Raw genomic sequence first — 18,752 nt, forward strand, 5'->3', positions numbered from 1 at the left:
AAAATATCTAAATATCTAAAAATCAGTAGACTTGCGAATTTAAATTTTATTGGCAATAGATGTTCGAAAGCCTATATTTGCTCGTTCAAATTTTAACAACAATTAAAGATTTAGAGAATGCAAAATAAAGGACTGATCAGATTCTTTGCGATCATTTTTGCAGCAGTATGTATCTACCAGCTTACCTATACGTTTATTACGTACAAGGTGGAGAAAGACGCAGAGGCGTATGCCGAAAGAGTGGTGGATAGAGATGCTCCCAATGCACCATCCTTGATTGAGGAAGCCAGAAAAAGATATCTGGATTCTGTATCTAATAAGGACGTCTGGGGTGGTTATACAACCTACGCTGGCGCTAAGGAAGATGAGCTTAAAAAAGGTCTTGACCTTAAGGGCGGTATCAATGTGATCCTTCAAATTTCCATCCGTGACCTTTTAATAGGTATGGCAGATGGATCTACTGATGGAGATTTCCGTACGGCGCTAGATCGTGCAGATGAGCGCGTGAAAGACGGTCAACAAGATTACTTCGATTATTTTATTGAGGAGTTTGAAGCTATCGAGGGTGCTCAATTAGCGTCACCAGATATTTTTGCAAACCAAGAAATGGAAGGGCGCATCAACTTTGATATGTCTAACAGTGAGGTGGAACCAGTATTGCGAGAAGAACTTCAATCGTATATGGTGAGTGCCTTTGACGTATTGAGAAAGCGTATTGATAAATTTGGTACTACCCAGCCTAACATTCAGCAATTAGGAAGCTCAGGAAGAATCCTGATCGAGATGCCTGGTGAGAAAGATGTAAAACGTGTAAAACAACTTCTAGTTGGTACAGCACTTTTGGAATTCTGGCATGTGTATAAGGCAAGTGAAGTTGCTCCTTATTTAGTAGCGGCAGATACATACTGGGCAGACAAGATCGCTAGTGAAAATACCGGGACTGTTACTGACTCCGCTGAAGTGGCGGTTGATTCTACAGCAGTAGCGCAAGAACAAGACAATTCATTAGAAAGTTTGTTGAACGATGAGGTTATTAAAGAGGATAACGCTGTAGTTGATCAGGCTCAATACGATCAAAACCCTATCCTTTCCAGAGTATTAGCTCCAGGAAACGGTTCAGGACCTATCATCGCTACTTTCAGAGCTAGTGACCAGGAATTGATTCAAGGATATTTAAATGATCCACAGGCTAGAGGTAAATTACCAGCTGACCAGCGTTTTATAAAATTTGCGTGGGGTCGACCAGAATTGAATGACGAATTAGGTTATGAGTTGATTGACTTATACGCCATCCGTGGAAATTCTCAAGGTGAAGCACCACTTTCAGGTGGAGTGATTACTAATGCAAAACAAGACTATGACATCAACGGTAAAGTTATCGTAAGCATGTCTATGAACTCTGAAGGTGCAAAAATCTGGGAACAGATGACTACAGAGGCTTTCCAGAATCAAACACAAGTTGCCGTTGTACTTGATAACACGGTGTACAGCGCGCCTGGAATTACTAACGGACCTATTAGCGGTGGTAATAGCCAGATCTCAGGAAACTTTACCGTACCAGATGCGGAAGACCTTGCAACTGTACTGAAAGCAGGTAAACTTCCTGCTAAAGCAGAAATTATTCAAAGCGAAGTGATCGGGCCATCCTTAGGACAGGAAGCGATCAACTCTGGACTTTGGTCTTTTGCAATTGCTTTGTTATTAGTATTGGTATGGATGTTCTTCTACTACGGTAGAGCAGGACTTTATGCTGACGTTGCTTTGTTAGTGAACATCCTGTTCATATTCGGAGCCTTGGCTTCCTTTGGAGCCGTATTGACCTTACCTGGAATTGCGGGTATTGTACTGACCATAGGTATATCAGTAGATGCTAACGTTCTTATTTTCGAACGTATTAAAGAGGAGTTGGCTAAAGGGAAATCTCAAGCCGATAGTATTAAGGACGGTTTCAACAATGCGTTGAGCTCTATTCTTGATGCAAACATTACAACCTTTTTGACGGCAGCGATCCTTTACATATTTGGTACAGGGCCTATTCAAGGTTTTGCAACAACTTTGATGATAGGTATTCTTACCTCATTGTTTACTGCAATCTTCATCACCAGGTTGTTCATAGATGGGTACGGCAAGAATGGTAAATCACTAGCATTTACATCAGCTATGACAAAATCATGGTTTGTCAACGTTCGTATTGACTTCTTGAAAATGAGAAAAACGGCTTATGCCATTTCTGGAGTGTTGATCCTGGCCAGTATCGTATCACTAGCTACCTTACAGTTGAACTTTGGTATCGACTTTACAGGTGGACGCAAGTATACCGTGCGCTTTGAGCAAGATATGAATGCTACTGAGGTAACGAGCATCTTAAGCAGTCCAGATGTATTTGGAAGTGCTGAGGCAAAGACTTATGGTGCAGACAATCAGTTAGCTATCAGTACCAAATACGGTATTGAAATGGATGACACAGAAGCAAGTGCTGATATAGAAAGTAAATTGTATACGAACTTAAAGCAATTCTTACCTGCAGATATGACGCAGGAGGAATTTGGTGATGTGAGTTTAGAAGGTAAAGAATATGGTATCATGTCCAACTTCCAGGTAGGACCTACCATTGCAGATGATATCTTGACCGGTTCCTTGTATGCAATTTTTGGATCATTGATCGTGGTATTTTTATACATCTTGATCCGTTTCCGTAGATGGCAATTCTCTCTAGGTGCAGTAGCTGCTGTATTCCATGATGTGATTATCGTGCTAGGAGTATTCTCTGCCACTTACAAGGTCATGCCTTTTAACATGGAGATTGACCAGGCGTTTATCGCTGCGATCTTGACGGTTATTGGTTATTCCTTGAATGACACGGTGGTTGTGTTTGATAGAATTAGGGAATACATCGCAGAGAAAACCAATTGGGATTTTGCCCGTACCGTGAACGGTGCGATCAGCAGTACCATTTCTCGTACGATCAATACGTCATTAACAACCTTGATTGTATTGTTAGCGATCTTCATCTTCGGTGGGGAGTCCATCCGTGGGTTTATGTTTGCCTTGATCATAGGGGTAATCGTGGGTACGTACTCATCGGTATTTATCGCAACGCCTATCATGTACGATACATTGAGAAAAACTAAGGCTAGACCACGCAAATCCATTCCTGAAAAGGACGCTCAGTAGTCTGACTTATATTAAGTATATCAAAACGCCTGAGGATTTCCCTCGGGCGTTTTTTGTTGCAGCAGATTGATTTCTGGTTCGCTTTCGCGAAAGCGAACTTACATCAACATCATTAACAAGACAATAGGCATAAAATGATCTGATGTTCTTGGATCCTAGTAACAACTTTGGAAGTTAGCTAAAGCTACTGGTGTGTATTTGATTGTAAGTACGAAAACCTCAAGCTTGAATCGTAAGCCACAAAAAGCTAGGTTCAATGTAATAGGTAGCGAACAACTAAAAACTCCCCAAAGCAACTACAGTTGCTTTGGGGAGTTTTAAATGACTGTAAATATGGATAATTATTCTTCTCGCTTCAACCAACCTTCTGGTCTAAACATCAATACCAATCCTAGAATAATAAAAGGAATACTCAACATCTGTCCTGTATTGAGCCCGAAAATAAAGTTTTCACCACCTTCCACTTGTTTGATCTTGACAAACTCGACGAAGAATCTAATGACAAATAATAAAACGAAGAACAGTCCAAGGATGTATCCTACTTTTTTCTTCTTATCTGTTTTCCAGTAGACAAACATTAAAATAACAAATAGACAAGCATAACCCAGCGCTTCATAAATCTGTGATGGGTGACGCCATGGAATAGCCTCTAATAAGCTGGCATATTGCGGATCGTTGACCACTGCTTCAATGGCTTTGTCTGTATCCTTGATGCCTGTAGCGTACAAGGCATCTCGCACCGCAGGATCTGAAGTGTCACGAACGAATTTAAATGCCCAATCCACATTCGTCACTTTACCTACGATCTCACTATTCATCAAGTTTCCTAAACGTACAAACGCTCCGCCGATGGCAGTAGGTATCACGATACGGTCTAGAATCCAAAACATATGCTTTTGCAAGTGTTTACGGCTGTAGAAAAACATAGCAATCATGATCCCAATTGCAGCGCCATGGCTTGCCATTCCCGCAAAACCAGTCCATTCAAATGGGCTTAATTTAAAAGGAAGCAACACATGTAACGGGTCTGTAAATAAAACTTCCGTTTCATAAAATAAGTAATGTCCTATGCGAGCTCCCGCGAGGCAGCCTATGACGGTGTACATGAATAAAGGGTCCAGTTTGTCTAGGCTTATTCCATCCTTTTTAAAAATAGGTTTGATGATATACCACCCTAGAACGAAGGCGATCACGTAAGAAAGACTATAAAAATGTATCGTAAAGAATCCTAGGTCTATTCCCTCTAACGGATTCCAAATGACTTTAAGTGGTAGCATGTAGTGTGTTTATTCGAGTCGCTAAAATAACATTTTAAAAAACGATAGCCGACTCATTATGAGAAGGGATGAATTCAGAAAAGTTACGGTACAGGATCATAACCTTTACCGCCCCAGGGGTGACAACTTGCAATGCGCTTCAAGCCTAGCCATCCGCCTTTAAAAAAGCCATATTTTTTTAAGGCTTCCAGTGTGTAATGAGAACATGTAGGTTGATAGCGGCAGGTCGCAGGAAGGAAAGGGGAGATTCCTGTTTGATAAAATCGCACCAGCCAGATCAATGGATATGCCGCCCATGAGGTCTTCATATTATTTTGTCGTGTAGGTGGTTCCTTCCGCACCATCTTTCAATTGAATTCCAGCACCTTGCAGCTCATCACGTATTTTATCACTGGTTTCCCAGTCTTTGCGGGCACGTGCGGTTGCTCGCAAGTCGATGATCAGTTTCATTGCTGCATCCATGTGCTGAGTTCCTTTGGCATCTTCCGTTTGATCGGTCGCTTTGATACCTAGTACATCATATAAAAATGCCTTGATAGTTGTTTCAAAGACCTCTAAATCTTCAGCGGTAATGCTTTCATTTTCCTCGTTGATAGAATGAATGATTTTTGCACCTTCAAATAATTCCGCAATCAAGATGGGCGTATTAAAATCATCATTCATGGCCGCATAACATTTGTCAGACCAGGCTTTGATGTTTACGGTTGAAGTCTTGCTTACTTTCAAATGATCCAACAAGCTTATGGCCTCGCGCAAACGACTCAATCCTTTTTCAGCCGCCATGATCGCATCATTACTAAAATCCAATACTGATCTGTATTGTGCCTGCATCATGAAGAAACGCACAATACTGGGCGAAAATGCCTTTTCCATAAAGTCATTATCACCACTAAAAAGTTCTTGAGGTAAGATGGAATTTCCAGTCGACTTGGACATCTTCTTACCTTCTAGCGTCAGCATATTAGCATGCATCCAGTAATTTACTGGGCTATGACCATGGGCTGCCTCGCCTTGAGCAATCTCACATTCATGGTGTGGGAATTTCAAGTCCATACCACCACCGTGAATATCAAAGGTCTCTCCCAGATATTTTGAACTCATGACAGTACATTCCAAGTGCCACCCTGGGAAGCCATCGCCCCATGGGCTAGGCCAGCGCATGATGTGCGCCGGTGAGGCTTTTTTCCATAAGGCAAAATCCTGCGGATTGTCTTTCTCACTTTGCGCTTCCAGCTCGCGAGTGCTGGTAATCATGTCTTCTAAGTTGCGACCACTCAATTTCCCGTACTGATGGTCTTTATTAAACTTCAAGACGTCAAAATAAATAGAGCCGTTACGCTCATAGGCGTAGCCTTTATCTAAAATCGTTTTGATAATTTCAATTTGTTCTACAATATGACCTGTGGCTGTAGGCTCAATACTAGGTGGAAAGTTGTTGAAGCGCTGCATCACATTATGGAAATCCAGCGTGTATTGCTGTACGACTTCCATAGGTTCTAGCTTTTCTAAGCGCGCTTTTTTAGAAATTTTGTCTTCACCTTCATCAGCATCATCTGTCAAGTGACCCGCATCCGTAATATTTCGCACGTAACGCACTTTGTAGCCTAGGTGTGTCAAATACCTGTAAATCATGTCAAAACTGATGAACGTACGACAATTCCCTAAATGGACGTTGCTATAAACGGTAGGTCCACATACATACATACCTATACGTCCTTCATGAATAGGTTTGAAAACCTGCTTTTCACCAGCAATGGAGTTGTAGAGTTTCAGTTGTTGATCTTGGTATAAAGCCATGTGCTCTTTTTGTAATGCGAATTGAAGTTTTCAGGAATTTAAATATAGTTCGCTTTCGCGAAAGCGAACTTCTTACAGCGCCACCTGCAAGTCAGCCAAAATTAGAACTTGGTTTCTAGCTTTATGTAGTCTAAAAATTCGCTCTTTGTCTGAGGATCTTTGAATTTACCACCAAATTCTCCAGTTACCGTACTGCTGTCAATATCACGTATTCCACGACTGTTGACGCACAAATGTTTTGCATCAATAACACAAGCAACATCGTCTGTGTTCAATACCTTTTGCAACTCACGCACAATTTGTATGTTCAATCGTTCTTGAACTTGAGGGCGTTTTGCATAATAATCCACAATGCGGTTCATTTTTGAAAGACCAACGACGTTACCATTAGAAATGTAAGCAACATGCGCTCGTCCCACGATAGGAAGCAAGTGATGCTCACAAGTAGAGTAGAGAACGATGTTCTTCTCTACCAGCATTTCATTATACTTATATTTATTCTCAAAGGTGGATGCACTAGGTTTTCTTTCTGGCTTTAAACCTCCAAAAATCTCATTGACAAACATTTTTGCTACCCTATTAGGAGTTCCTTTAAGGCTATCGTCACTCATATCCATTCCTAGAGTATGTAATATCTCGTACACATTTTTTTTAATGGACTCAATCTTTTCTCCATCAGTCATCTCAAAGGCATTGTCTCTCAGGGGAGTTTGCTCATTTGCTGATAAATGATCTTGGTCTTCTATGTTTTCTAAAAAATCTTCTACGTTCATAAAATAGCGCCTTTTTAGGCATTAATTAAACAGGTTGCAAATTTACAACTTAGGAGCGTATTTGCATGGGATAACTGCAATAGACTAAAAGTCCATGAACTACGTTTTTAGGATGTAGCGATCTCATTGCCGATATTTACATTTCTATGATCACGATCACACCCACATGAAGTATTTTTTACTTGCGTTATTTTTTATGGGCGTCTGTCACGTGCACGCACAAACGGTGATTGAAATGCCTACAAACTCTGCTGCTGGGCCTACCAAATCTGTGGGTTGTGGCGATGCGATATTTACAGATAGCGGTACTACAACTGCCAATTATAGCAATGCTACAAACGGGATCATAGTATTCTGTCCCTCTATTGAAACGGACCGGATGATTTTAGATTTTTCTGTGATGTCTATTTTGGCTGGGGATGTGATGACTATTTATGATGGCGATAGTACTGCCGCTCCTGTTCTTAACACTTTTTCCAATACAAATACTGCTCCTGGCGTCATTCAAGCAACAGCTTCCAACTCCACAGGGTGCTTGACGGTACGATTTGTTAGCAATGCAACAGGAACCGCTGCGGGATGGGAGGCAAGGCGGCGCTGTTTTGATCCTTGTCAGACCATTACCCCAACTATAATAACGACTCCAGCTATTGATCCTGATGGGATTCTACGTATTTGTCAGGGAGACTCTGTACAGTTTGACGGTGGTGCTTCATTTAGCGATTCTGGAGCTGGAGCCACGTACCGTTGGGATTTTAACACGGGTAATGGTTTTGTTTCCGGAGTCTCTCAAATAGAGACATTCACTGAATCGGGTTCTTACCAAGTAAGATTTGAGGTCACTGATGCTAACGGCTGTAGCGACCGAGATTTAATTGATTTAATCGTTCAAGTATCTAATGATCCTGATTTTTCAGGAACTGTGGCTGCAGATACATCCATATGTATAGGGGAGACCACTACTATTACAGGCAATGTTAGCACGGTGCCTTTTGTGGCAACTCCAGCGCCTCCAGTCACAGGACAAACATTTTTGCCAGATGGGACAGGGGTGAGCTATCAAACTTGTATAGATGTGAATATCTTCAGCCCAGGTGCAACACTAACAGATGCGTCTGACTTGGTTTCCATGTTCATGAACTTAGAGCATAGTTGGGCAGACGATTTAGATATTGTGCTTACGGCTCCTAATGGTTCATCCATCACCATCTTGCAAACGGGACAATCAAATGGGGAGAAATACCTTGGCAATCCTATTGATGACGAGACTTCCAATGCTCCAGGAACTGGTTTTGAATATGTCATCACTGAGGCTCCTGGCGCAACCACTACATTTCAAAATGCGCTAGCGGGATCGCCACAGCGAGTTTCCTTACCAGCGGGAGATTATTTGCCAACCACTTCTTTTTCAAATTTCTTAGGAACTAATCTTAATGGGTTATGGTGCTTAACGGTTACTGATAATCTTGAATTTGACAATGGATATATTTTTGAATGGGGATTGAATTTTGATCCTGCGTTGATTCCTTCTGAATTATCGTTTACTCCAGGAGAAGTGCGAGAAGAATGGCAACCCGATCCTACGATTATTGCCACAAACGGGAATGTAATCACTGTTCAACCTACCGCGGTAGGCACTAAATGCTATACGTATGAGTATGAAGATAGTTTTGGGTGTGTTTACACTCGCGATGTTTGCATAGAGGTAAATCCATTACCAGCTCCCAATCCACCTAATGATTTACTGGTTTGTGACACCGTGGGGAATATGACAACTGTGGACTTAACACAAAATACGGCAGTCATGCTTGCTGGCCAGCCCGCATCTTCATTTCAAGTCATTTATTATAATCAATCAATGGATGCGGCAAGCGGCACAAATCCCATTACGAATCCCAATACATACCCGGCTGCAACTACTTCAGCAATTATATATGCAACTGTCACAGACATTTCAACCGGTTGCGTTGTAGTCCTAGACTTTCAAGTGGCTATCAATAAAGCAATTTTCAATGCGGCTTCTGATCTTGTGGTTTGTGACGACCCTTCCAATGATGGAATTGAGTTGTTTGACTTAACTCAGCAAATCAATCAAATCATCGGTACCCAATCTTCATCAGAAGTCTCGGTGCAATTTTTTAGATCCCAGGCAGAAGCCAATACGGCCTCCAATCCAATTACTAATTCTGCATCTTATACCAATGAGAACTCGCCGCAACAAACCATTTTTGTTCGAGTATCAAACAGCGCAGACCCAGATTGTTTTTCCACAGGAAGTTTTGAGTTAACAGTAGGAGGTAATCCAGACGCCAATCCTGTGAGTGATTTTCAAGTATGTGACGATGCTACTAACGATGGTTTTGCCAATTTCAATCTTGTCAGTAAGGATTTAGAAATATTAGCGGGTCAAAGTGCAGCTGATTTTGAAGTCAGTTATTATACAAATCAATCAGATGCCAATGCAAGGCAAAATGCACTGGATAAAACAGCTTATCAAAACACGTCAAACTTTCAAACTATAGTGGGCCGTATTGAAAGTCGTTTAAATACGGAATGCTTTGACACAACAGAATTTGAACTGATCGTGAATACTAATCCTATTCTTGGAACTCCTTTGCCTATTGTAGTTTGCGATGACCCTAGTGGTGATGGACAGGAACTATTTGATCTAACCCAGAACGATGCAGACCTACTAAACGGTCTCTCAGCTGCAGATTTTCAAATTAGTTATTACCTAACACAGAATGACGCAGTTACTGCAACTGGATCTATTACTTCTTCTTACACAAGCAATCAGTCGACGGACGATATTTTTGTTAGAGTGGAAAACATCAATACCGGTTGTTTTACCACCACACAATTTCAAATAATTATCAATTCAGTGCCGCAAACTGCCGTAGTTCCTGTTTTAGAAGCTTGTGATGATAACAGTGATGGATTAAGTATTTTTCGTTTAAATGATAGGTTAGACGCCATACGCAATGGACAATCTGGAGTTACAGTATCTTACTTCAGTTCTCAAAATGATGCTCTTACTGCAACGAATCCTTTAAATGCCGAAACTTATCAAAGTACTGCGGCCTCAGAGACTATTTTTTATAGATCTAGCTTTGATGCTACGAGCTGCTATACTACCGGAAGTTTTGAACTACGAACTGTGGCGCCGCCTATAGCAGCAACTCCTGCGGCTGTAGAGCTATGCGACAGCGGTGATGGTACCATCACCTATGATTTATCAAATAGTAGTAGCGCCATTCAAGATGGTCAATCGAACACTCAAGTCACCTATTACAATTCGCAAGTGGATGCAAATTCTGGGAATGCAACCATTAATAACACGCAAACATTTACTGTAGATACGACTGTTTTTGCAAGATTAGAGAACACAAATACAGGCTGTTTTGATATTACAGTTGTACAAGTCCAGTTTGGAGGCTTGCCAAACCCACAATTGCCAGAGGAAGTTGTATTGTGTAGGGATCCACAAGGAATGCTGGTGGATGGTCCAGCGGTATTAGATACCGGACTTGACCCTATCGATTTTAGTTTTGAATGGACCTTTGACGGCGCCTTGCTGCCTAGTGAGATGGATGCCCGTTTAATCACGGAACAACAAGGGATTTATGCGGTTACGGTAACTAATAGAAACTCGGGTTGTCAAATAACGGATCAGTCCCTCGTGCGACTGGCTGGAGCTCCAGACACATTTAACATAGACATTACCACACAACCCTTTGAGGACTTTCAGCGTATTGAAATAAGTGCGACTGGTCCTGATGAATATTGGTTCCAATTGGATGACGGCTTATATCAGGACAGCAATGTGTTTGAAAATGTAACTCCAGGAGTTCACGACATCACTATAGCAGAGCGCAACGGTTGTGGTAGTGTGACGACACAGGTTTTTGTTTATGGATATCCTAAGTTTTTCACCCCCAATAATGACGGTTACAATGATACTTGGAATGTTTTTGCAGGCAATCGATTGCCTATATTACAAATACTCATTTTTGACCGGTATGGAAAATTACTCAAACAGCTGAATCCTACTGGAGCAGGCTGGGATGGCACCTTTGCGGGAGAACCCCTGCCTAGCACTGATTACTGGTTTAGATTACAATATGAGTTTGAAGGAGAGGTGCGGGAAAGCTCGGGTCACTTTTCAATGAAACGCTAACACTAAAAAGCGCCCTAATTAAGGCGCTTTTTAGTTGATTTGAATCTGTTGTTATTTCGCTTTCGCGAAAGCGAAATAATCTAAAAACTCATTTTAAAAATTGAAGCCTAAAGTCACCGCAACATTCGTTTTTTCATTCTGAACTTGACCTCTGGTGGTTAGACCCGTAGGGAATAACTGCTGACTGTAGTTTCTGTCTGCATAATCGTAGGATACATCTAAATTAGTGCTTCCCCAGGTATACCCTAAACCTAAGCTATAGCCCGTATAGTCATCTTGAATCTCTTTGTTCTTATACGGTGATTCGACCGTGCGAAAACCTCCTCTAAGCGTGAAGTTATCAATGCGGTATTCGCCACCCACTCGTAAGGTAGCAGCGCGGTCTAGCTGCTGCATGATTTGAGCATTATTGTCAGCAAATGCAGGTTCGTTTTTCGGGCTAAATTCTAAATTTGAATAATCTTTAGTAGAATAATCTAAACTTAATAGTCCAGCAGTGCCGAAAATATAGGCGATACTTCCAGTCAAGCTACCAGGCGTTCTCAAGTCGTAAGGGGCGTAAACATTGATAATGTTTGGAATTACATCTACTGGAGCACCATTCCTACGATTTGCAGAAATTTCTTGTACTAAGGTTTCTTCAATGGTGTACCAGGTAGGTGATTCATAAGTGGCGCCTAGGCGTAAAGACTCTGTGATTTTGCCGATTGTTCCCACTTGTACTGAGATCCCATTACCTGTTGTATTTAATTCATTTCTAAATTCAATACCTGTTGTCGTGGCATCTGTATTAGAGTTGACTTCACGAAAACCAGTGAAACGGGAGTAGTTTAATGAATGAGCATTCAAGTTCACACCAAAACTCCACTTGTCATACAATTGACCAGCGAGGTTGAATGAAATTTTATTTTGACTTCCAGAACTAATGACTTCATATCCTTGATTGAAAGATCCAGTTCCAGTGGCTGATACGTATTGAGTATTGTTTGGGTCTCCTGGATTCACAGGATCAATAATGAAGGATTGAAATCCTAAAAAGCCTTGTTGTGCATCAAACCCTATATTCTCTCCTAAGAACTGATAAAGGCTGGATAGAGTCTCACCTGGCTGAGTCTCAAAATTATCCAGACTGAACCCATTCGCATTATTCAAAAAATATTGAGAAATAGACGTGGTAGAGTTGCCTGCTAGAAATACATTATTGTCATAAGATCGTGTAGCATCATAATTAAATCCAACAGCAAACTTAGATAAAGGACTACCATCTACCGCTTTAAATACGAGAACACCTCCCGCTTGATTGATATCAAGATCAGAACTCTCTGCTGTAGCTAGACCATCAAAGTAAATGGAGTTATTGGTGTTGTTTGAATTTGCTAATGAAAAGCTTGCAAAATGATTTGCAAAAATCACAGATCCAGCAGGATTTTGCCCCATTGCGGTTAAGTCACCTCCCAAAGCGCCGAATGCACCACTAAGTGCACGGTATCTGGCGGTTCCATATAGATCATCTTGTTGACCATAAAGCAACCCATCATTTACAGTTTGTGCGGTACAAAAAAGCGCACTTGCTATAAGCGCGCTTGTTATAAATAGTTTATTCATGATATACATTTAATTTTATTATCCTCTGCGTCCTGAAGATCTTCCTGATGATGAGGATCTTCCACTGGATGTTCCAGAACTACTAGATCTACCTGTACTTGAGCGGACGCTACCAGATGATGATCTTGTACCTGAGCTTCTTCCTGTGGAACTTCTGGTTCCACTGCGGCTAGGTTCAATCGATGGTCTTGTTCTACTAGCTCCTGGCGTTATAGTGGAAGATGAACGGCCTGTAGAAATTCTGCGGCTAGGACTAGAAGATCTACCAACACCACTTCCAGTTCTTCCAGACCTTAAATAATCAGCTCTTCTACCTGTTGCTGTTGGTGAATTCTCAGCAGTTCTCGTTCTGCCTGTAGACGTTCCTCTAGCATTGAAATAATCTATTTCAGATGCGTATCCATTTCTTGGGTTATAAGCTCCGTACCCGTATCTGGATAAATTACCTCCAATATTAGGGTAGAAATTACCATTCCTGCGACCGGTGCCATATCCATATGCATATCCATAAGGTCTAAACGCACCGAAAGGCTGGTAGAAAGCAACTGCACCATAATGATTGTAAAATGGAGAGTAAAAGTTGTTATAACCATTGAAAAAGCCCCAACCACCATAATTGAAAAAAGGATTGAACCCAAATCCATAATTCCAGTACCCGGCACCAAATCCATATCCAAACCCTTGATTATAAGTAATAATTACTTCAGACGGGTTACTCCCCCATGCAGGCTGACTGCTGTAGCTATTGTTATAGGTTAAAGAGGATTCATCATAGCTATCTGAAGAATAACCCTCAACATCGGTAAATACCGCACTGTCGTTTTGAGTGTATCCTGTGCGTTCTAGCTCGTTAGCAAATAGCTGTTCGTAATATACAGAACTGTTTTCCTTGTAAGTTGCAGGAACTGCTTCCACTTCATAGTCTGAGTTTCGCTCTTGATCACCATATATACCATCATTATAAGAAGCATCGGTGTAAGATCCGCAAGAAACGAATATGCTTGACACTATTAAGAGAAAGGAAAGCCTTCCAATCGTCTTTTTATTAAGTATTAATTTTTTCATGGTGTATATATTTGAGCGTATGTGATAAAAATAAGTAGTTTTGCCAGCAGCATAAAGCTTTTACAGAACACTTAACAAGGCACAAGATTTGTGCCAAATCCTATATATGAGCAAAAACCTAACAAGTCGATCTGAGGATTATTCGAAATGGTATAATGAATTGGTAGTCAAAGCAGACCTGGCGCAAAACAGTGCGGTCCGTGGTTGTATGGTGATTAAGCCCTATGGATACGCTATTTGGGAGAAAATGCAAGCCGAGTTAGATCGCATGTTCAAAGAAACAGGCCATCAAAATGCATATTTCCCTTTATTTGTTCCAAAAAGTCTTTTTGAAGCTGAAGAAAAGAATGCAGAAGGTTTCGCTAAAGAATGTGCAGTAGTCACTCATTACCGTTTACAGAATGATCCAGACAATCCAGGTAAGTTAAGAGTTGATCCAGAAGCAAAACTAGAAGAAGAGCTGGTGGTGCGACCTACCAGTGAGGCGATCATATGGAGTACCTATAAAGGGTGGATTCAATCCTATAGAGATCTACCGCTTTTAATCAACCAATGGGCTAATGTAGTTCGTTGGGAGATGAGAACACGTCTCTTTCTAAGAACAGCAGAGTTTTTATGGCAGGAAGGGCATACCGCTCATGCCACTAAAGCGGAAGCCATTACTGAAGCTGAGTTGATGAACAATGTATACGCAGACTTTGCGGAGAACTTCATGGCTATACCAGTTATTAAAGGTACTAAGACAGAGAGCGAACGATTTGCAGGAGCTGATGAAACCTATTGTATTGAAGCATTAATGCAGGATGGTAAAGCATTGCAAGCTGGAACCAGTCACTTTCTAGGTCAAAATTTTGCCAAAGCTTTTGATGTAAAGTTTGCGAGTAGTGAAGGAACTCAAGAATATGTATGGGCTACTTCATGGGGAGTCTCTACCCGTTTGATGGGAGCATTGATTATGACGCATAGTGATGATCAAGGACTTGTACTACCTCCTAACCTCGCTCCTAACCAAGTGGTGATTGTTCCTATCTATAAGGGTGCGGAACAATTAGAAGAGTTGTCTGCTACCGTTCAGGGAATTATGAAAAACTTGAGAGCGTTAGGAGTGACTGTGAAGTACGATGATAGAGATACTTATAGGCCAGGAGCTAAATTTGCTCAGCATGAGTTGCAAGGTGTTCCTTTGCGCATTGCGATAGGAGCGCGAGATCTTGCTAATGGCACCGTGGAACTTGCGAGAAGAGATACCTTGACCAAGGAGTCAATTGCGCTAGAAGGACTAGAACAACATATCAAAGCTCTGTTAGAAGAAATTCAGCAATCCTTATTTGATAAATCGAAGTCATATAGAGATGACCACATAACTGCAGTAGATACTTTTGACGAATTCAAAAAAGTTTTGAAAAATAAAGGAGGTTTTATTTCTGCACATTGGGACGGCACTTCTGAGACAGAAGAGAAGATAAAAGAGCTGACAAAGGCCACGATTCGCTGTATTCCAATGGATTATAAAGAGGAGGAGGGGAAATGTGTGCTTACAGGCAATTCTTCAAGTCGCCGGGTTCTTTTTGCAAAAGCATATTAATTCAAATATTTTTTTGCTAGGTGTTTGCAAGATTAAAAAAAGTGTTTATTTTTGCATCCGCTTAACGAGCAAACCAAATGGCCCGTTCGTCTATCGGCTAGGACGCATGGTTTTCATCCATGTAAGAGGGGTTCGATTCCCCTACGGGCTACAATAACACAAATCGGTTTCATTTGAGACCACGTTTAAAAAGATATGGCAAATCACAAAAGTGCTTTAAAAAGAATACGTAGAAATGAAGCTGCACGTGTACGTAACAAGTACCAGCACAAAACTACGCGTAACGCTATCAAGAAATTGAAAGAAACTGAAGACAAGTCTGCGGCTGAGAAGTTGTATATTGAAGTTACTTCTATGATTGACAAGCTAGCTAAGAAAAATGTAATCCACTGGAACAAAGCAAGCAACTTAAAATCTAAGTTAGCTAAGCATGTAGCTTCCATCTAGGACTTTCAAAATTTTACTTAAAAAGCCTCTCCATTTGGAGAGGCTTTTTTTATGGATAATTAGTTTAGTCGAGAGTAAGAATAGACTTGCTCTCGACTATTAGTTTTTAGTTTGCTGTGCGTAGTCTAGAGAGTTTATTTCTTTCATCTTGCAATTGTCTGCCCAGGCGTTGCTTTTCTTCAATGGACTTGCGACGCAACTCCTCCAGTTCAGCTTCTGCAATAGCGAGTTCTGATTTAGCGTGGTCTGTAGTCACATGACTCTTTTTGTATTGCAGGTAAACGATAATTAAGGCTACGGCAAGTACCGCAACAATGGACCAGACAATCATTGTGTACACGGTTTTGTCAATCAGTAACCCTAGAAAGGAAATCGAGTTTTTCTCTTTATTAAGTTGTTCCACACTGGAATTTGCCGCTGCAAGCTCTGCCTTTAGAGGTAATTGAGCTTGCTCCTCTACAGCTACACTTTTCTCAAGTTCACTGATTTTTTGATCCAGTTGCGTGATGTACGTCTCTGTATTTGATTTAAGCTGCCTCAGATCTGTCTCTTTGACAACTTTGTATTCTTTAAAATTGTTAGAGCTTTCGATTAGGTTTTCAAAAGCAGTATCAATAGGATTGGTATCTGTGTTTTCTTGTGCGAATGCTGTTGCTGAGAAAAGCAATAGTGCGCTGATGACCATTTTTTTCATGATAATTCGTTTTAGGGTTGTATTTTTTTAGGGATGATAGTCCCTGGTACAACGAACAAAATGGGGCTAGATTATATGTAGTAGCAAAAAACTTTTAGGAAGTTCGCTTTCGCGAAAGCGGTATAAAAAAAGCCTCACAACTGGTGTGAGGCTTTGATGTTTAAAACAACATAATGCTAGTCATTCATTGTAGCGAGGAATTCCTCGTTGTTTCTGGTTTGCTTGATCCGTTGAGACATGAATTCCATAGCTTCTACCGGATTCATATCAGCCAGGTACTTTCTCATAATCCACATGCGTTGTACCGTTTCCTTATCTAATAGTAAGTCATCACGACGAGTAGAAGATGAGGTAAGGTCGATGGCAGGGAAGATGCGACGGTTGGAAATGTTACGATCCAATTGCAGTTCCATGTTACCCGTTCCTTTAAATTCTTCAAAGATGACCTCGTCCATTTTAGAGCCTGTCTCAGTCAAAGCTGTTGCGATAATGGTCAGGGAACCTCCACCTTCAATATTACGAGCCGCTCCAAAGAAACGTTTCGGTTTGTGCAATGCATTTGCATCCACACCACCAGAAAGTACTTTACCACTAGCTGGTTGTACGGTGTTGTAGGCTCTTGCTAAACGTGTAATAGAATCTAATAGGATCACCACATCGTGACCACATTCTACCATACGTTTTGCTTTTTCAAGTACAATGTTTGCTACACGTACGTGATCGTGAGCTTCTTTGTCAAATGTTGAAGCAATCACTTCACCATCAACGTGACGTTGCATATCTGTAACTTCCTCAGGACGCTCATCAATCAATAAAATTAACTGGTAAACTTCAGGATGGTTAGCGGCAATAGCGTTTGCAATGTCTTTCAATAACATCGTCTTACCTGTTTTAGGCTGGGCAACGATCATTCCACGTTGTCCTTTACCTATAGGAGCAAAAAGATCCATTACACGGGTAGAAACACTGGAGCGTCTGTCTGCAAGATTGAATTTCTCGTCTGGGAATAATGGAGTTAAGTGTTCAAAAGATACACGGTCGCGAACGACGCTAGGGTCTAACCCATTGATTTGTGAAATTTTGATCAGCGGGAAATACTTTTCACCTTCTTTAGGTGGGCGTACCATTCCTAAAACGGTATCACCAGTCTTCAAGCCGAACAAACGGACTTGTGATTGAGACACATAAATATCATCAGGAGAGGCTAAGTAGTTGTAGTCACTACTGCGTAGGAAGCCATATCCATCAGGCATCATGTCAAGAACTCCTTCACTTTCTATGATTCCATCAAATTCAAACTCTGGATCGCGGTAACGGTTGCGTGTGTCTTTGTTCCCTTTAGGAACGTTGTTTTGATTGCTTTGGCGTTGATTTTTTTGACGTGGATTACGGTTGTCATTCCCATCCGTATCGTTCTTATCGTTGCGACGATTGTCATTACGATTGTCGTTGCCGTCTTTTTCATTTTTAGTGTCGCGACGGTTGTCATTGCGATTGTCATTGCCGTTCTTATCATTTTTACCGTCGGAATCGTTTTTGTCCCTTTGGTTCTTATGACGTGGATTCGGTTTGTCGTTAGTGTCTTTGCGGTCATCCTTGGATTTTGGGTTTCTAGGATTTGGCTTTTTAGAACCTTGCTTGTTATCAGCAGGAGATTCTTTTTGATCTGTAGAAGAATCTTTAGAGTCCTTTTGATTTTTAGGGTTTGATTTACGCTCTCTAGGTTGTTGCTTTTTTGCAGCAGGTCTAGGCTGTCGCTCTTTTTGAGTGTCTTTAGAGTCTGCCGCAGCTGGAGCTGTGGTGTCTGCATCTAGTTTTTTAACTACGTCCGGGTTTGCAGCTTGTAGGTCTAGGATCTTGTAGACAAGATCAAGTTTGCGCATGGTACGGAATTTTGGGACGTTCAAGCCCTGAGCAATTTCCTGAAGTTCAGGAAGTTTCTTTGATTTTAAATCAGCTATTTGAAACATGTAATTATGGAAAAGTGTATGTAAATTTTCTTGGGAAATTTTGAGGCTGAAATTTATCAGAAAAACTTTCAGTCCCTAGTTAACCTATAAAGAGGTGGTTAACTATATTGTCGTACAATGATACGCTAAAAAAAGTTTACGAGCCCTTGTTTTTTGTATGTAAACTGTATTTTTGTCCAGCTTTAAAG

The 18,752-nt window shown here is 41.1% G+C and carries 12 protein-coding genes and 1 tRNA gene; 5 read left to right on the forward strand and 8 right to left on the reverse strand.

The genetic code is table 11. The features are described 5' to 3' along the window. The first annotated feature begins 117 nt into the window (after positions 1 to 117). Positions 118 to 3,174 (forward strand): protein translocase subunit SecDF, encoded by a 3,057-nt coding sequence (gene secDF, locus NMS_RS07390; protein WP_041496129.1) that lies wholly within the window; start codon positions 118 to 120, stop codon positions 3,172 to 3,174. Between the two features lie 341 nt (positions 3,175 to 3,515). Here the strand turns inward: secDF and lgt are convergent, their stop codons facing one another. From lgt to folE, 4 genes are all read right to left on the reverse strand, one after another. Beyond that, positions 3,516 to 4,451, reverse strand: a complete 936-nt coding sequence (gene lgt / locus NMS_RS07395) for a prolipoprotein diacylglyceryl transferase (protein WP_041496130.1) — start codon at positions 4,449 to 4,451, stop codon at positions 3,516 to 3,518. 83 nt (positions 4,452 to 4,534) lie between these two features. Continuing rightward, on the reverse strand, positions 4,535 to 4,759 hold the full coding sequence (gene yidD / locus NMS_RS13705) for a membrane protein insertion efficiency factor YidD (protein ID WP_084217744.1): 225 nt from the start codon (positions 4,757 to 4,759) through the stop codon (positions 4,535 to 4,537). A gap of 1 nt (position 4,760) precedes the next feature. Then, on the reverse strand, positions 4,761 to 6,248 hold the full coding sequence (cysS, locus tag NMS_RS07400) for a cysteine--tRNA ligase (protein ID WP_041496131.1): 1,488 nt from the start codon (positions 6,246 to 6,248) through the stop codon (positions 4,761 to 4,763). 101 nt (positions 6,249 to 6,349) lie between these two features. Further along, on the reverse strand, positions 6,350 to 7,021 hold the full coding sequence (folE, locus tag NMS_RS07405) for a GTP cyclohydrolase I FolE (protein WP_041496132.1): 672 nt from the start codon (positions 7,019 to 7,021) through the stop codon (positions 6,350 to 6,352). Positions 7,022 to 7,187: 166 nt separating this feature from the next. Between folE and NMS_RS07410 the strand changes: the two genes are divergently transcribed. Then, a complete protein-coding gene (locus NMS_RS07410; protein WP_041496133.1) occupies positions 7,188 to 11,198 on the forward strand; it encodes a T9SS type B sorting domain-containing protein in 4,011 nt (1,336 codons plus the stop codon). Between the two features lie 93 nt (positions 11,199 to 11,291). Here the strand turns inward: NMS_RS07410 and NMS_RS07415 are convergent, their stop codons facing one another. Together NMS_RS07415 and NMS_RS07420 are read right to left on the reverse strand one after the other, a co-directional pair. Then, a complete protein-coding gene (locus NMS_RS07415) occupies positions 11,292 to 12,803 on the reverse strand; it encodes an OmpP1/FadL family transporter (protein ID WP_041497566.1) in 1,512 nt (503 codons plus the stop codon). Between the two features lie 18 nt (positions 12,804 to 12,821). Next, the gene (locus NMS_RS07420) at positions 12,822 to 13,868 is read right to left on the reverse strand and encodes a hypothetical protein (RefSeq protein WP_041496134.1); all 1,047 of its coding nucleotides are present in this window, start codon (positions 13,866 to 13,868) and stop codon (positions 12,822 to 12,824) included. A gap of 106 nt (positions 13,869 to 13,974) precedes the next feature. On the opposite strand from NMS_RS07420, the gene proS reads away from it, so the two are divergent. The 3 genes from proS (at position 13,975) to rpsT (ending at position 15,900) form a co-directional block, all read left to right on the forward strand. Beyond that, the gene (gene proS, locus NMS_RS07425) at positions 13,975 to 15,453 is read left to right on the forward strand and encodes a proline--tRNA ligase (protein WP_041496135.1); all 1,479 of its coding nucleotides are present in this window, start codon (positions 13,975 to 13,977) and stop codon (positions 15,451 to 15,453) included. A gap of 79 nt (positions 15,454 to 15,532) precedes the next feature. Continuing rightward, a tRNA-Glu gene (locus tag NMS_RS07430) sits at positions 15,533 to 15,604 on the forward strand. A 44-nt stretch (positions 15,605 to 15,648) separates the two neighbouring features. Further along, positions 15,649 to 15,900: a 30S ribosomal protein S20 gene (gene rpsT, locus NMS_RS07435; RefSeq protein WP_041496136.1), complete on the forward strand. Its 252-nt coding sequence runs from the start codon at positions 15,649 to 15,651 to the stop codon at positions 15,898 to 15,900. Between the two features lie 106 nt (positions 15,901 to 16,006). Here rpsT and NMS_RS07440 read toward each other — a convergent pair whose 3' ends face one another. Together NMS_RS07440 and rho are read right to left on the reverse strand one after the other, a co-directional pair. Continuing rightward, entirely contained in the window at positions 16,007 to 16,594 is a 588-nt protein-coding gene (locus tag NMS_RS07440; RefSeq protein ID WP_041496137.1) for a hypothetical protein, read from the reverse strand. A 176-nt stretch (positions 16,595 to 16,770) separates the two neighbouring features. After that, positions 16,771 to 18,564 carry a transcription termination factor Rho gene (gene rho, locus NMS_RS07445; RefSeq protein ID WP_041496138.1) on the reverse strand — a complete coding sequence of 598 codons (1,794 nt, stop codon included), beginning with the start codon at positions 18,562 to 18,564 and terminating at the stop codon, positions 16,771 to 16,773. Positions 18,565 to 18,752 lie beyond the last annotated feature (188 nt).

The organism is Nonlabens marinus S1-08 (assembly GCF_000831385.1).
In the GTDB taxonomy this organism is placed as follows: domain Bacteria; phylum Bacteroidota; class Bacteroidia; order Flavobacteriales; family Flavobacteriaceae; genus Nonlabens; species Nonlabens marinus.